The organism is Terrabacter sp. R4-6 (genome assembly GCF_057529065.1).
Window position 1 is genome coordinate 3,090,354 of record NZ_CP197224.1, and the last position, 13,004, is coordinate 3,103,357.

General features: G+C 73.4%; 15 protein-coding genes. 8 read left to right on the forward strand and 7 right to left on the reverse strand.

Annotated elements, in window-relative coordinates:
* Positions 1 to 133: 133 nt before the first annotated feature.
* Complete coding sequence (locus ACSSS0_RS14465) at positions 134 to 1,063, reverse strand: hypothetical protein (protein WP_487228537.1); 930 nt, start codon at positions 1,061 to 1,063, stop codon at positions 134 to 136.
* 53 nt (positions 1,064 to 1,116) lie between these two features.
* Here ACSSS0_RS14465 and ACSSS0_RS14470 point away from each other — a divergent pair, with 53 nt between their 5' ends.
* From ACSSS0_RS14470 to ACSSS0_RS14505, 8 genes are all read left to right on the forward strand, one after another.
* Positions 1,117 to 2,016: a Fic family protein gene (locus ACSSS0_RS14470; protein ID WP_487228538.1), complete on the forward strand. Its 900-nt coding sequence runs from the start codon at positions 1,117 to 1,119 to the stop codon at positions 2,014 to 2,016.
* 690 nt (positions 2,017 to 2,706) lie between these two features.
* The gene (locus ACSSS0_RS14475; protein ID WP_487228539.1) at positions 2,707 to 3,495 is read left to right on the forward strand and encodes a CpaE-like family protein; all 789 of its coding nucleotides are present in this window, start codon (positions 2,707 to 2,709) and stop codon (positions 3,493 to 3,495) included.
* Between the two features lie 19 nt (positions 3,496 to 3,514).
* Positions 3,515 to 4,849 carry a TadA family conjugal transfer-associated ATPase gene (locus ACSSS0_RS14480; protein ID WP_487228540.1) on the forward strand — a complete coding sequence of 445 codons (1,335 nt, stop codon included), beginning with the start codon at positions 3,515 to 3,517 and terminating at the stop codon, positions 4,847 to 4,849.
* A 275-nt stretch (positions 4,850 to 5,124) separates the two neighbouring features.
* Entirely contained in the window at positions 5,125 to 5,880 is a 756-nt protein-coding gene (locus ACSSS0_RS14485; protein WP_487228541.1) for a type II secretion system F family protein, read from the forward strand.
* Positions 5,877 to 6,548: a type II secretion system F family protein gene (locus ACSSS0_RS14490; RefSeq protein WP_487228542.1), complete on the forward strand. Its 672-nt coding sequence runs from the start codon at positions 5,877 to 5,879 to the stop codon at positions 6,546 to 6,548. The genes ACSSS0_RS14485 and ACSSS0_RS14490 overlap by 4 nt, the downstream gene beginning before the upstream one ends.
* Before the next feature lie 74 nt (positions 6,549 to 6,622).
* Complete coding sequence (locus ACSSS0_RS14495) at positions 6,623 to 6,826, forward strand: DUF4244 domain-containing protein (RefSeq protein ID WP_435987236.1); 204 nt, start codon at positions 6,623 to 6,625, stop codon at positions 6,824 to 6,826.
* A 41-nt stretch (positions 6,827 to 6,867) separates the two neighbouring features.
* Complete coding sequence (locus tag ACSSS0_RS14500) at positions 6,868 to 7,191, forward strand: TadE family type IV pilus minor pilin (protein WP_435987235.1); 324 nt, start codon at positions 6,868 to 6,870, stop codon at positions 7,189 to 7,191.
* Complete coding sequence (locus ACSSS0_RS14505) at positions 7,188 to 7,682, forward strand: Rv3654c family TadE-like protein (protein WP_487228543.1); 495 nt, start codon at positions 7,188 to 7,190, stop codon at positions 7,680 to 7,682. The genes ACSSS0_RS14500 and ACSSS0_RS14505 overlap by 4 nt, the downstream gene beginning before the upstream one ends.
* A gap of 10 nt (positions 7,683 to 7,692) precedes the next feature.
* Here the strand turns inward: ACSSS0_RS14505 and ACSSS0_RS14510 are convergent, their stop codons facing one another.
* From ACSSS0_RS14510 to ACSSS0_RS14535, 6 genes are all read right to left on the reverse strand, one after another.
* Complete coding sequence (locus ACSSS0_RS14510; RefSeq protein ID WP_487228544.1) at positions 7,693 to 8,157, reverse strand: RrF2 family transcriptional regulator; 465 nt, start codon at positions 8,155 to 8,157, stop codon at positions 7,693 to 7,695.
* A 399-nt stretch (positions 8,158 to 8,556) separates the two neighbouring features.
* The gene (locus tag ACSSS0_RS14515) at positions 8,557 to 9,567 is read right to left on the reverse strand and encodes a sulfate/molybdate ABC transporter ATP-binding protein (protein WP_487228545.1); all 1,011 of its coding nucleotides are present in this window, start codon (positions 9,565 to 9,567) and stop codon (positions 8,557 to 8,559) included.
* Positions 9,564 to 10,370 carry a sulfate ABC transporter permease subunit CysW gene (gene cysW, locus ACSSS0_RS14520; RefSeq protein ID WP_487228546.1) on the reverse strand — a complete coding sequence of 269 codons (807 nt, stop codon included), beginning with the start codon at positions 10,368 to 10,370 and terminating at the stop codon, positions 9,564 to 9,566. The genes ACSSS0_RS14515 and cysW overlap by 4 nt, the downstream gene beginning before the upstream one ends.
* Positions 10,367 to 11,338, reverse strand: a complete 972-nt coding sequence (cysT, locus tag ACSSS0_RS14525; RefSeq protein WP_487228547.1) for a sulfate ABC transporter permease subunit CysT — start codon at positions 11,336 to 11,338, stop codon at positions 10,367 to 10,369. The genes cysW and cysT overlap by 4 nt, the downstream gene beginning before the upstream one ends.
* Complete coding sequence (locus ACSSS0_RS14530) at positions 11,335 to 12,372, reverse strand: sulfate ABC transporter substrate-binding protein (protein ID WP_487228548.1); 1,038 nt, start codon at positions 12,370 to 12,372, stop codon at positions 11,335 to 11,337. Before ACSSS0_RS14530 ends, cysT begins: the two co-directional genes overlap by 4 nt.
* A gap of 228 nt (positions 12,373 to 12,600) precedes the next feature.
* A complete protein-coding gene (locus ACSSS0_RS14535; protein WP_487228549.1) occupies positions 12,601 to 12,786 on the reverse strand; it encodes a hypothetical protein in 186 nt (61 codons plus the stop codon).
* Between the last annotated feature and the right edge of the window lie 218 nt (positions 12,787 to 13,004).

Here is a 13,004-nt window from a genome sequence, read left to right on the forward strand (position 1 = left end):
GGGAGAGACCTCGCCGCACGTCCTGGACGTGCGAGGAGCCGCCCGTGGGCGGCTCCGGATCTCGGGTTGGTTCGACGGGCCGCCTCAGCTGGGCAGCCACCACGCGCGGGTCGGTGCGACGGTCGAACTCATGTCAGTGAGGATACGCGAGGAGCACGCGTTCGGCGATCAGGGTGACCCACGGACTCGGCACACCCACCCGTTCGTTGGGCACGTGGGTGAGGCCGGGGTAGGCGCGGTTGGGGGTCCAGCGGCCGTCGGCGCGACGGCGACCGCGGAGGATCGAGAGCGCCTCGTCCATGCGCTCGTCGCGCGGGATGCCCGCCGCTGCAAGGGAATCCAGACCGCGCAGGATGTCGTAGTGCCAGCGGGACGGGTAGTGCAGCCCGGCGAACTCGGCACGGATGATTTCGCCGGTGCGTTCGCTCCGCAGGAGCCGGTGGCGCAGGAGGAACTCGGCGGCCGACGAGCGGGCCCGCTCCAGCTCGTCGGCGCGGCACCGGGCACCCGAGCGGAGGTAGCCGGTGACGCCCTCGATGACGCACACGGTGGTGTGGACCGACGAGTGCGTGACGCTGGCGCCGGGCCGGTTGTGCCGGCAGTTGAAGCCGCCGTCCGCCACGACCTCCCGGAGCAAGAGGTCGACGACGCTGCGCAGCTGCTCCTCGGCGGCGCCGAACCAGCTCGCGTAGCCCAGCGCCATGCCGTTGATGCAGGCATCACTGGGCTTGGCGCGCGGGGATGGGCTGACGCCGCCGTCGTCGGCCTTGCAGCCGTCGAGGATGAGCCCCACCGTCTCCCGTGCTGCCGGCTCGAGCGGGGAGAGACCGATCTGGCTGAGCTGGAGCAGCGTGTAGTGGCTCGACGTCCACTTCGGCTGGTAGAAGCCGCGGCCCCAGTGCCCGTCGGGACCCCGTGCCGCGAGCAGCGCAGCGCCGACCCCCTCCGTGGCGATGCGCGCCTGGAGGCCGGGGTCGTCGCGCCCGAGCAGGTCGCGCGTCGTGAGGTAGCCCACGGCGACGTCCCCGGCGAGCAGCCAGTCGACGACGGTGGAAGTGGCCACCGTCTCATCGTGACAGGCGGGGACGACCCATCGGCAGACCTAGGCTGACAGGCGTGCCAGACCCGACCCCGAGCCGCCCGAACCCGAGCCCGTCGTCACAGCAGTCCGTGCTGCTCGACCAGCTCGCCGCGCTGACCGACCTGCCCGACGTGCGCGCCCGCGCCGACGCCGCCCGGGAGGCCTGCACGAGGCTCCGCTTCCACGAGGCCCTGCGCCGGCGCATCCCCGAGGCCTCGGCCGAGTCCCGGGTGCGGGGTGCCCAGGCGAGCGCGGCCCTCGACGGTGCCGAGCTCCCCGTCGACGTCGTGCGCGAGCTGATGAGCGGCGCCCGCGACTGGCCCGACGACCTCGACCCCGGGCTGCGCACCCTCAAGGGCGCCGTCTCGGCCACTGCCGAGAGCGAGCGCGTCGTCGCGCTCGTGCGCACCGCACCGCTCCAGGCGCTGGCCCGGCTCCACGTCGCAGCGGCCTCGCCCGTCGTCAGCGGGGACGCGCTCGGCCGTCCTCGCATCGGCGACGAGGGGTGCACCGAGCTCGTCGACCTCGGTCCGGCCCCGGCGCCGGCCGTCGTCGCCGCGCGCCTCGCCTCCCTCTCCGACGTCATCGTCGCCGCGGCCGGCAGCAACCGCGTCCCGGCCTCCGTGGTCGCCGCGCTCGTCCACGCCGAGATCGCCGCGATCCGCCCCTTCGTCCACGGCAACGGTCTCGTCGCCCGCGCCATGGAGCGCGCGCTCGTCCAGGCCCTCGGGCTCGACCCGACCGGGGTCGCCGTCCCCGAAGCCGGCCACGTCGCGAACGGTGGGCCGGCCTACCTCGGTGCGCTCACGGCATACGCCCAGGGTGGCGCCGCAGGCGTCGGTCTCTGGCTCGCCCAGGCGGGGGAGGCGATGGTCCGGGGCGCCGCGGAGGGGGAGCGGATCAGCGACGCGGTCCGGGCCGGACGGCTCACCTGAGCCTCGGCCGGACGCCCGTTCGCGACGATTCGTGCGGGATGTCCACCGGGGTGGACAGTTTCTTGTCGTCGTGAGGAGGTGGGGGGTGTCGCCACGCCGACGTCGTGGAGTAGAACGGAGTCAGGAACCACATCGCCGAGAGGCGTAGATCCGGATCCACGCAGAACAGATGTCTCGAGAAGAGTCCGAGTACCCACGCGAGAGCAGTTCCCTTGGAACAGTCCACCCCCGGGCGCACAACCGGGGCGACACTAACGAGAATGCACGCCTGGTAGCCCGGAGCTTCTCTGGAGGCCCTCCGACCGTTGGTCGGGGGGCCTCCGCCTTGTGTGGGAAGATCTGTCGGCGCCCTTGGAACTGAACGTTTCTGTCGTGTCGTGACAAATCCCGAGAAATCACCGCGTGTCGTGACTTCTCGGTTTGCAATCCGAAGGTCTAGCGTCCAGCATTGTTGGTGGTGCTCCCCTCAAGGGTCGAGCACCGACGCGATCTGGCCCCTCCCCCCCGGTGCCAGTCTCGTGAGGTGGCCTTCGTCTTCCCCCGGACGAAGGCCACCACTATTTTCCGGGCCTTGCGCTCGGTGGGCGGCGTGCGGCCCGGTTGTCCACACCCCCTCGGGTGCGGGGCCGGCCATCCACCGGCTCGCGTATGCCGCTGGGCGGGCTCCTCCGCGTGCATGACGGTGGGCGCATGGGAAACGTCATCGCCTTCGTGCCGGCCTCGGGTGGGGTCGGGTCCTCGACCCTCGCGGCCGCCGTCGCCGTCCGCGCCGCCGCAGCCGGACGGTCGGTCGTGGCCGTCGACCTCGACCGCGTGTCGGGGTGCCTCGACGTCGTCTTCGGGCTCGAGCAGGAGCCGGGATGGAGATGGCCGGAGCTGTCCGAGGTGGCCGGCGTCGTGGACGGGCTCGGGCTGGCCGACGAGCTCCCGGTCTCGTGCGGGGTGCCCGTGCTCTCGGGAAGCGGCGGCTCGGGATGGGTGTGGCCGACCGACGCGCCGGATGACGGCTGGGCCCAGAGCGTCCCCGACGTCGTGGCCGGGCTGGCCGACGCGCACGACCTGACGGTCCTCGACCTGCCGCGCGACCCCTCCGTGCTCGCCGGGGTGGCACTGCTCGTCGACGCGATCGTCGTCGTGTGCGGCACGCAGGTGCCGCAGCTGGCGGCCACCTCCGCGGTCGTGTCGGGCGTGCGGGGACTGCTGCACCGTCTGCGTGACGCCGAGCGGGCATGGGAGGCCCAGCCGTTGCTGCCGATCGAGCCGTGGGTGGTGCTGCGGGGCGGCCGCATCGAGCCCGACCTCGAGGACCTCGTCATGGACGGGCTCGACGTGCCGCTCGTGGCGACCGTCGGTGACGACCGGCGCCTCGTCGCCGAGGTCGCGGAAGGGCTGCCGCCGGGCGCGCGGGGGCGTGGCGAGGTCGTGCGCGCCGCCGACGAGCTGCTGCTGAGGCTCACCGACCAGGCGGTCGCGGCATGAGCGTCCAGACGGTCGCGGCATGAGCGCGCAGCCACGGCCCGGCGGTTCGCTCACCCCGGCGGTGTGGCAGCGGGTCCGCGACGGCATCGGTCCCGACGGCGCCGCGGTCGCCGAGGTGGCGACCCAGGAGCGTGGCGCCCTCGGGGCCCAGCGCGTCGCGGAGACCCGTTCGGCGCTGGCCTCTCGGGTGCTCGGCGCCGGCCCGCTCGACCCGTGGCTCGCGGAGCCGGGCGTCACCGACATCGCCGTCAACGGCGACGGGCGCATCTGGGTCGACCGCGGCCACGGCATGGAGTGGGTGGGCGAGCGGCTCGACGCCGACGACGCGCGCAGCCTCGCCGTCCGCCTCGCCGGCATCGCGGGCCGCCGTCTCGACGAGGCGAGCCCCTGGGTCGACGGGCAGCTGCCGTCCGGGGCCCGCCTCCACGCGATGCTGCCGCCGCTCGTCGACGGCGGCCCGCACATCACGATCCGGGTGCCGCCCGGCGAGCCGGTGTCACTGGCCGAGCTTCGGGGGCGCGCGATGCTGCCCCCGGAGTGGGAGCCGGTGCTGCGAGCGCTCGTCGCGCGGCGGCTCGCGTTCGTCGTCTCGGGTGGCACGGGCGCGGGCAAGACCACCCTGCTCGCGGCGCTGCTCGGCTGCAGCGACCCGGTCGAGCGGCTGCTCGTCGTCGAGGACGTGCGCGAGCTGACGGTCGACCACCCGCACCTCGTCCGGCTCGAGGCCCGCCCGGCCAACGTCGAGGGCGCCGGTGAGGTGACCCTGACGACGCTCGTGCGGCAGGCGCTGCGCATGCGCCCCGACCGGATCGTCGTCGGCGAGGTCCGTGGGGCCGAGGTCAGGGAGCTGCTGGCCGCCCTCAACACCGGCCACGAGGGCGGGTGCGGCACGGTCCATGCCAACGCTCCTGCCGACGTCGTGGCCCGGTTCGAGGCGCTGGGGGCCTTGGCAGGCCTGTCCCCTGACGCCGTCCGGGCCCAGCTGGCGGCGGCCATCGACGTCGTCGTCCACGTGACCCGTGACCGGAGAGGGCGGCGGGTCGCCTCGGTCGCGGCGCTCTTCCGGCGCGACGGCGACCCCTGCATCGTGCCCGCGCTCGAATGGGACGGCCCCGGTCACGAGCCCCGACCCGGGCCGGCGTGGCCGGCGCTCGCGGGTCGGCTCGGGCTGGAGGCGGAGCTCGTCTCCACGGCCACGGCCACGGCCACGGCCACGGCCTCGACCCCGATCGCGACCCACAGCCCGGCCCCGACGGCGACCCCGATGCGATCCCCAGCTCCTGTCCTGCCGCCGACCTCGGCCTCGGCCTCGGCCTTGACCCCGGCGCCGACTCCGATCGAGGAGGCGTCGTGAACGCCGGCGCGGTGGGGGCGCTCGCGGCGGTGCTGCTGGGTCTGGCCGTGCTCGTGTGGCCGCGCCGGGTGTCCCGCAGGACGATCGTGGTCGACCTATGGCGCGGTGACGGGGCCGGGCGCGAGCCCGGTGCAGGACTGAGGGGTGGGGCTGCCGGTGGTCCAGGGGGCGGGATCGATGGTGGGCTCAGTGGTGGGATCCCCGGCGGACCGCGCGCCGGTCGCGGCCTGGCCGGTGACGGGTTCGCGACGGGTGGCGACGGCGCTGGACCGAGCGTGTGGCAGCAGGACCCGGTCGACCTCTACCGGAGGTGGCGACTGCGCCGACGGCCGGGTGCGCTCGTCGACGACGTCCTCGACCTGCTGCGCGGCATCGGTCCGGCGCTCGGCGCCGGCCTGACGCCGAGCCGGGCCATCGAGCTCGCGGCCACCTCGACGCTCGGTGCGGAGCGGGTCCGTCTGGCCCGACAGGGCCGAGCCGGACAGGACCGACGGGCTGGCGTGCGCGCGAGCCGGCGCTCGGCCGCGACCTCGTCACCTCGGCGTCCGTGGACGTCCGGAGGGACCGCGGGCGGCGCGGGCCGTGCCTCCACCGGGGCCGACATCGACCGGCTCGTCGGCGGCCTGCTCGACGCGAGCGACCGGGCCGAGCCGACCTCGCCGGTCTGGGGCGAGTGGGCCGCGCGCAGCGCCTCGCCGGAGCTGGCGCTCGTCGCTGCTGCCTGGCGCCTGTCCGAGACCACCGGCGCTCCACTCGCCTCCGCGGTCGAGCGTGCGGTGCGTGGGCTCCTCGACGCCCGAGCCCGCCGGGGCAGGGTCGCCGTCGCAGTGGCAGGTCCACGCGCCACCGTCACCGTCCTGACCCTCCTCCCACTGACGGGTCCGCTCTTCGGGCTGGCCTGCGGCATCGACCCGGCGACGCTCTACCTCGGGTCGCCGATCGCGACGGCCTCCGTCGTCGTCGGACTCCTCCTCGTCTGGGCCGGGAGGGTCTGGTGCTCCCGGATGGTCCGGGGGGCGGTGCGACCGTGACACCCGACGCCATCGCCGACGCGTTCCGGGACGCGCCGCTTCTGGGTCTGGTGGCGGCCGGACTGTCCTCCTCTGCCGTCCTCGTCCTGTCCGGCGGTCCCGGCGCCAGGTCCGGTGGCGCCACGGATGACACAGTCGCCCACCAGGCCGTCGGCTGGACCCGTGACGCAGGCTCGGACGGCGACTCGCCTCGCCCTCCTCACGGCGGCGACGCCGCTGACGACGGGCGGCGTGCGACCGAGGCCGAGGTGTCCTCGGCCCTCGCCCTGCTGGCCCTGGCCTACCGGTCGGGCCTGCCGACGTGGGACGTGCTCGAGGCGGTGGCCACCGGGTTGACCGGACGTCCGTCCTCGGACCTGCGACAGGTGGCAGCCGCCCTGAGGTGGGGAGCCACGGAGGCCGACGCCTGGGCCTCGGTGGGACCCACGTGGGCACCGGCCGCGCGCGCGGTCGCCATCGCGCAGCAGGCGGGAGTGCCGCCCGGCGCGATGCTGCTTGCCGCCTCGGACGACCTGCACGCGGCCGAGCTCGAGCGGCTCGAGGTCTCGGCGGCCAAGGTCGGCGTCCGCCTCGTCGCGCCACTCGGTCTCGTGCTGCTTCCGGCCTTCTGTATGACCACCGTGGCACCGCTCGTCATCGCCCTCGCAGGTGACCTGCTCGCCGCCTGAGGGCCACCGATCATCCCTCGGTCACGAGGGCACAGCGTCCCGGGCATCCGGTCCGGGCGAGGAGAGGAGAACCCATGACCCATCAGCTCATCCGACGACTCACGCGTCACCGCAGGACATCCGGACCTCGCGACCGGGGGATGACGACCGCGGAGTACGCCGTCGGCATCATGGCGGCCTGCACGTTCGCCCTCGTGCTGCTCGGCGTCGTCAAGTCCGACGCCGTGCGCGGCGCCCTGGCTGGCATCGTCCAGAGCGCGTTGGGGATCGCGGGGTGAGGTCGCGACGCGCTCGGCCCGCTCCGGGTCGGGAGCGCGGGATGGTGACGGCGGAGCTCGCCGTCGCCATCCCGTCGGTCGTGCTCGTCCTCGGCTTCTGCCTCGTCGCGGTCAACGCCGCCGTCGACCAGATCCGGTGCGTCGACGCGGCTCGTGTCGCCGCCCGGGCCGCGGCCCGTGGTGACGACGCGGCCCGCGTCACTGCCCTCGCGGCCGAGTCGGCCCCGGCGGGCGCTCGTGTGCAGGTCTTCGGAGTCGGTGGGGGAGTCCGGGTCGTCGTCTCGGCCCGAACGGGTGGCTGGGGCGTGCTGCCCGGCTGGGAGCTCAGCGCCTCCGCCGTCACTCCCGTCGAGTCGCCGTCGTGACCACCCCTGCCCTCCGACCGGCCTCCCCGTCACACCGACGGCGGCAACGTCACCGACAGCCACGGCGCTACACACGCCCACAGCTGCACCGGCCGCCAGCACCACGGCGCCGACCGCGACATCGAGAGTGTCAACCGCGGCCGACGAGGCCGGCGGGCGAGCGGGGCGCGGCGAGCATCCTGGCCCTGTCGGTCGTGGCCGTCGTGCTGGTCCTCACGATGGGCGGCCTCGTGGTGGCGTCCGTGGTCGTGGCCAGCCACCGCGCGCGCGTCGCCGCCGACCTCGGCTCCCTGGCCGCCGCTTCGGCGATGCAGGACGGCGCGAGCCCAGCTCAGGCCTGCGCTGTGGCGCAACGGGTCGTTCGCGCGAACGGCGCTGCGACACAGTCGTGTTCGTCGAGGGGAGCAGACGTCGAGCTGCGCGTGGCGGTCCGTGCCCGGCTGTGGCCCGACCCTGCGACGGCTCGCTCCCGTGCCGGTCCCCAGCGCTGACGACCGGACGTCAGCGGTTCTGCCAGGCGTCCGGGGCGGTGAGCAGCTGTCGCACCCGGTCGGGCAGGTCGCCGGTGCGGAGGTCCTCGAGGGAGGTGTCGTCGAGCACCTCGCGCAGGCTGGCGCGGACGGCCACCCACAGGCTCGGCAGGTGGGTGGCGACGCCGTGGTACTCCGTCTCGTGCGGTCGCAGCCCGCGCACCTCGGCGAGCGGACCGTCCACGGCGCGGAAGATGTCGCCGACGCTGATCTCGGTGCGCGGCCGCCCCAGCACGTAGCCGCCGCGGGCGCCGCGACGGCTCAGCACGAGGTTGCTGCGGCGCAGGTCGGCGAAGATCGCCTCGAGGAACTTGCGCGGCAGTTCCTGCCGGGTCGAGAGGCTGTCGATGCTGATCGGGCCCGAGCCCTCCGCGTCCGACTCGGCGAGGATGAGCATCGCGCGGACCGCGTAGTCGACTCGTGCCGAGATGTCCACCCGTGCAGTCTGCCGCACCCGCGGTGACCCATGCGCCTATCAGCGCTCCTGACCAGGCCGTACCGAGGCGACCACTCGACGGTCCAGACCCCTCGAGTGGTCGTTTCTGCGCGGAGATCCCCTGTACCGGAGTGGCCACTCGAGGGGGTGGGGTGGTCGAGTGGTCGTTTCTGCGCGGAGATCCCCTGTTCCGGAGTGACCACTCGAGGGGGTGGTGTGGGTGGGGGTGTGACTGAGGCGGCGAGGTGTCGTCCCCTCGCCGCCTCAGTTCACTCGGTGACCCGAGCTGCCCGCCCGCGTCGCGCGGCGACGAGAGGGGCTTCACGGCATACGTTATGCCGTCGTCCGTGTCGGGGCGAGACCTGTCCCACCTTGGCCTTCGCAGCTGGACGCTGCGCGTCAGATCGCGAGCGCGGGGTCGTGCTCGACGATGCTCGACCGACCGACGGCACGTGCGTGGATCGTCTCGCCCTCGCGCAGCTGCAGCTGCGCCGCGTCACGCCGCGTGATCTGCGCGGCGAACCGCTCTCCGGAGTCAGCGCGCAGGTCGACCCGCACCTCGAAGCCGAGGGGCACGACGCGCTCGACGACGGCGTCGATGACACCGGGGGAGTCGGCGACCTTGGCGTCGAGGGCGAGTGCCGTCGCGCGGTCGCGCTCGAGGGCGATGTCGTGCGGTCGCACGAGCTGCCCACCGAGGTGCGCGACCGACCCGAGGAAGCCCATGACGAAGTCGTTGGCGGGGCGCTCGTAGAGCGTGACGGGGTCGCCGACCTGCTCGATGCGTCCCTTGTTGAGCACGGCGATGCGGTCGGCGACGTCGAGCGCCTCCTCCTGGTCGTGCGTCACGAGCACCGTCGTCACGTGTACCTCGTCGTGCAGCCGACGCAGCCACTGGCGCAGGTCGGTGCGCACCTTGGCGTCGAGGGCCCCGAACGGCTCGTCGAGCAGCAGCACCTGCGGGTCGACGGCGAGGGCCCGGGCGAGCGCCATCCGCTGGCGCTGCCCACCGGAGAGCTGCGCGGGGTAGCGGTGCTGGAAGCCGTCGAGCCCGACGATCTCGAGCAGCTCGTCGACCTTCTTGGCCGTCTCGGCCTTGGGCCGCTTGCGGATCGTCAGGCCGAAGGCGACGTTGTCGCGGACCGTCATGTGCTTGAAGGCGGCGTAGTGCTGGAAGACGAAGCCGATGCCGCGTCGCTGCGGCGGCTCGTCCGTGACGTCGCGGCCCTCGATCGTCACGGTGCCCGAGTCGAGCTCCTCCAGGCCGGCGATCGCGCGCAGCAGCGTGGACTTGCCCGAACCGCTCGGCCCGAGCAGGGCGGTCAGCGAGCCACTCGGGATGTCGAGGCTCACGTCGTCGAGGGCGGTGAACGACCCGTAGTCCTTCCGGGCGTTGGTCACGGTGATCATCGTTCGCTCCTCTTGCGGTCGAGCACGGTCATGAGCAGCAGCACGAGCAGCGCGATGCCCATGAGGAGGGTGGCGGCGGCATACGCGCCGTAGGTGTTGTGGTCGTCGATGTAGCGGGAGTGCACGAGGAGCGTCAGCGTCTGGGAGACGCCGGGGAAGCCGGAGCTCACCATGATCACGGCGCCGAACTCGCCGAGGGCCCGTGCGACGGTCAGCACGACGCCGTAGGTCAGGCCCCAGCGGATGGCCGGGAGCGTGATGCGCCAGAACGTCTGCCACCCGTTGGCCCCGAGCGTCGAGGCGGCCTGCTCCTGCTCCTGGCCGATCTCGTGGAGCACCGGCTCGACCTCGCGCACGACGAAGGGCAAGGTCACGAAGATCGTCGCGAGCACCATGCCCGGGATCCCGAAGATCACCTGGAAGCCGGACCGGTCGAGCGCACCGAACCACCCGTTGACGCCCCACAGCATGATGAGGGAGACGCCGACGACGATCGGCGACACGGCGAACGGCAGGTCGACGACGGCCTGGAGCAGCCCACGTCCGCGGAAGCGACCGCGCACGAGGGCGAGCGCGGTCGCGACCCCGAAGACGACGTTGACCGGCACCGTGATGGCCACGATGAGCAGCGACAGGTTGAAGGCCGACTTCGCGGCGGGCGTCGAGATCGAGGCGATGAACACCGACAGCCCCGGCTCGAACGTGCGCCAGAGGATGACGCCGATCGGCACGGCGAGCAGGACGAAGAGGTAGCCGAGCGCGATGACGCGCAGCGACAGGCGGGTGCGCCGGGAGACCCTCATGCGTCACGCTCCTCGCGTCGCTGGCTGCGGCTCGACACGACGCGCAGCAGCAGCAGCGTGACGAACGCGATGGCGAGCAGCGCGACCGAGACTGCTGCTGCGTTGAGCGGGCGGTCGATCTCGATCTGCTGCTGGATGTACTGCGAGGCCACCTGGGTCTCGCGGGGGATGTTGCCGCCGATGAGCACGACCGAGCCGTACTCGCCGATGGCGCGCGCGAAGGCGAGCCCGGTCCCGCTGAGGATCGCCGGCCCCAGGGTCGGCAGCACGATGCGGCGGAAGGTCGTCCAGGTCGTGGCGCCGAGCGAGGCCGCGGCCTCCTCGACCTCGCGGTCGGCCTCGATGAGCACGGGCTGCACCGACCGCACGACGAACGGCAGGGTGACGAAGAGGAGCGCGACGACGAGCCCCCAGCGCGTCGCGTTGAGCTCGACCCCGATGGGGCTGTTGGGCCCGTAGAGCGAGAGCAGCACGATGCTCGCGACGATCGTCGGCAGCGCGAACGGCAGGTCGATGAAGGCGTTGACGAACCGCTTGCCGCGGAACTCGTCGCGCACGAGCACCCACGCGACGAGCGTCCCGAGCACGGCGTTGACGAGGGCCACGACGGCCGAGACGAGCACGGTCACCCAGAGGGACGCGAGCGCGGCGGGCGCGGTCACGGCCTCCCAGAACCCGGCCAGGCCCTCGTCGAAGGCCGCGACCGTCAGGGCCGCGAGCGGCAGCAGGACGATGACGCTGAGCCACAGCGTGACGATGCCGATGCCGAGCGGCCGGCGGAGCCCGCGCAGGCCCTTGCCGTGGTGCGTGCGTCGCGGGCCGCCACCGGGCGGCGCGACTGGGGGTGCGGCGCCGCCGCCCCGAGGGCGTATGCCGTCCGGTGCGGGCGCGTCCGGACGTGGCGGCAGGGGCGCCGCCTCCGTCTCCGGATGCGGGCCCCTGCGCTGCTGGTCGGTGTCAGACGTCACTGCGTCGCCTGGTCGTAGATCTTGGCGATGTCACCGACGTCCTTCTTGAAGAGCGTGCTGTCGACCGTCTTCCAGCCACCGAGGTCGGCGATGGTCCAGAGCTTCGCGGGTGCCGGGAACGTCGAGGCGTACTCCTGGGCGACGGTCGTGTCGACGGGGCGGAACCCGGCTTGGGCGAGCAGCTTCTGCGCCGCCGGCGTGTAGAGGTAGTCGTTGAACGCCGTGGCCGTGGCGAGGTTCCTGCTGCCCTTGAGCACGGCGGCGGGGTTCTCGATCTTGAACGTCGTGGGCGGCGTCACGTGCTCGACGGGGTCGCCGTTCTTCTCGACGAAGAGGGCCTCGTTCTCGTAGCTGAGGAGCACGTCGCCGCTGCCCTGCAGGAAGGTCTCGGTGGCCTCGCGGCCCGACTTCGGCTGGACCTTGACGTGGTCCTTGACGAGGGCCGAGACGTAGGCGAGGCCGGCGGCCTTGTCGGCGCCGCCGTTGCTCTTGGCGGCGTAGGGGGCCAGGAGGTTCCACTTGGCCGAGCCCGACGAGAACGGGTTGGGCGTGACGACCTCGATCCCGGGCTTGAGCAGGTCGTCCCAGTCCTTGATGCCCTTGGGGTTGCCCTTGCGCACGACGATCGTCACCACGGAGCCGAACGGAATCCCCTTGTGCTCGTTGGCATTCCAGTTCGAGTCGACGAGGCCGGCGTCGACGAGACGGGTGATGTCGGGCTCCACCGAGAAGTTGACGAAGTCGGCCTCGGCGCCGGCGGCGACCTTGCGGCTCTGGTCTCCCGAGGCACCGTAGCTCTGCTGGAACTGCACGCCCTGGCCGGCCTTCGTCTTCTGGAAGGCGGGGATGACGACGTCGAAGCCGACCTTGGGCACGGCGTACGCGTAGAGGTTGATGGTGCTCGTCGCGGCGTCGTCCGCGGCGACGGTGCCCGGGGCTGCGGCGGTGTCGCTGGCCCCGCCACCGGCGCACGCGGTCAGACCGAGGGTCGCGGTGACGGCGATGGCGGCGAGGGCGATCGAGGGGCGGCGCATGTCGGGCTCCTGAGGGGGTGCGGTCCGGACGGAGGTCGCGCTGCGGGCTGCGGCGCGCCGGGTCGGTCGGCAGTCGGCGGGTGGCTGCTTTCCTATCCGTTGCATGGGAGTTTCGAATAGCGATGCGTTACCGGTCAAATAACTCGGCATTATGTCTCAGAGTGTGGTCGGGCCCCGAGGGCCAGGGGGGTGGGCCGCCGGAAGGGCGGGACCGCGGACTGCGGGTGCTCAGTCGCCGCGCGACAGCGACCGCACGCGCAGCACGGGGCCGAGCATCGACGCCGTGGCCACGTCGGTCGGGGCGTCCCCGCTCACGGTCACCCGCGCGCCGGGCTCGGCGTCGAGCACCCAGCCGGGCGGGAGCAGCAGCTCCCACGTCGTCCCGTCGTCGGCGTCGAGGACGAGGGGCCGCATCTCCACCTCGACCCGGCGGAGCGTCCCGCGCGCGATGACGGAGGGCGCAGGCGCACCGGCCGTCCCGCCCGTGATCCCGCGCCACGGGCGTGAGGCGGAGTCGGGAGGCCTCTCCGACGAGCCCGCCGATCCCGCCGACCCCGCGGATGTGGCCGGGTCCCGCGGCGTCGGCGGCTCCGGTGGTCCGGTGGGCGGGGGAGGCTGCGACGGCACGGACG

Coding starts and splice junctions, on each gene's coding strand:
- cysW (WP_487228546.1), bottom strand. CDS start 10,370: ATGAGGGTCTCCCGGCGCACCCGCCTGTCGCTGCGCGTCATCGCGCTC.
- ACSSS0_RS14495 (WP_435987236.1), top strand. CDS start 6,623: ATGACCCATCAGCTCATCCGACGACTCACGCGTCACCGCAGGACATCC.
- ACSSS0_RS14480 (WP_487228540.1), top strand. CDS start 3,515: ATGAGCGCGCAGCCACGGCCCGGCGGTTCGCTCACCCCGGCGGTGTGG.
- ACSSS0_RS14530 (WP_487228548.1), bottom strand. CDS start 12,372: ATGCGCCGCCCCTCGATCGCCCTCGCCGCCATCGCCGTCACCGCGACC.
- ACSSS0_RS14515 (WP_487228545.1), bottom strand. CDS start 9,567: ATGATCACCGTGACCAACGCCCGGAAGGACTACGGGTCGTTCACCGCC.
- ACSSS0_RS14535 (WP_487228549.1), bottom strand. CDS start 12,786: ATGCGGCCCCTCGTCCTCGACGCCGACGACGGGACGACGTGGGAGCTG.
- ACSSS0_RS14500 (WP_435987235.1), top strand. CDS start 6,868: ATGGTGACGGCGGAGCTCGCCGTCGCCATCCCGTCGGTCGTGCTCGTC.
- ACSSS0_RS14475 (WP_487228539.1), top strand. CDS start 2,707: ATGGGAAACGTCATCGCCTTCGTGCCGGCCTCGGGTGGGGTCGGGTCC.